The sequence below is a fragment of the Blastococcus sp. SYSU DS0669 genome (genome assembly GCF_054050895.1).
In genome coordinates this window covers 1-1,094 of sequence record NZ_JBJHAE010000048.1, presented here as the reverse complement: position 1 = coordinate 1,094, position 1,094 = coordinate 1, and the positions used below count along the sequence as shown (strand labels likewise).

Genomic DNA, 1,094 nt, shown 5'->3' with positions numbered 1-1,094 from the left:
TCCATGCCCTGGACCTCGGTGACGTGGGTGACCCGCCGGGTGCCATCCCGCAGCCGGGTCAGCTGCACCACCACGTCGACGGCCGAGGCGATCTGCTCCCGGATCGCCCGCAGCGGCAGGTCCATCCCGGCCATCAGCACCAGCGTCTCCAGCCGGGCGATCGCATCCCGCGGGGAGTTCGCGTGCACCGTGGACAGCGACCCGTCGTGCCCGGTGTTCATCGCCTGCAGCATGTCCAGCGACTCACCACCACGGCACTCCCCCACCACGATCCGGTCCGGCCGCATCCGCAGGCTGTTGCGGACCAGGTCGCGGATGGTGATCGCACCCTTGCCCTCGATGTTGGGCGGGCGGGACTCCAGGCGCACCACGTGCTCCTGCTGCAGCTGCAGCTCCACCGCGTCCTCGATGGTCACGATCCGCTCGCCCTCGGGGATGAAGGAGGACAGCACGTTCAGCAGCGTCGTCTTCCCCGTACCGGTACCACCGGAGACGATCACGTTCAGCCGCGCATCCACGCACGCCTGCAGCAGCTCGGCCATCTCCGGGGACAACGTGCCGAACCCGATCAGGTCATCGACCTTGAACGGGTCCTTGGCGAACTTGCGGATGGTCAACGTCGACCCGGAGAACGCCAACGGCGGGATGATCGCGTTCACCCGCGACCCATCCGCCAGCCGCGCGTCCACCAACGGCGAGGACTCGTCGATCCGCCGGCCCACCTTCGACACGATCCGGTCGATCACCCGCCGCAGGTGCTCCTCGCCGGCGAACCGCGCAGGCGCCCGCTCGAGTCGGCCGGCGCGCTCGACGTAGATCATCTCCGGCCCGTTGCACATGATCTCGGTGACCGACGCGTCATCCAGCAACCGCTGCAACGGCCCGAACCCCAGCACGTCATCGGCCAGCTCCGCGGTCAACCGCGCCCGCTCCTCGGCCGACAACGGGATCTTCTCCGCCTCGACCACCTCGTCCAGCTCCCGCAGCACCAGCGCGCGCAACTGCTCCTCGGCCAGCGACGGATCGCTCATCCGAGCACCCATCCGCTCGAACAACGCCTTCGCCACCCGGTCCTTCAACCGCCCCAACGCATC

General features: G+C 69.0%; 1 protein-coding gene. It reads right to left on the bottom strand.

Features of this window, described 5'->3' with window-relative positions; translation table 11 throughout:
- On the bottom strand, nt 1-1,031 hold a 1,031-nt coding region (locus tag ACI792_RS20855), incomplete at its 3' end, for a CpaF family protein (RefSeq protein WP_456604268.1).
- Nucleotides 1,032-1,094 lie beyond the last annotated feature (63 nt).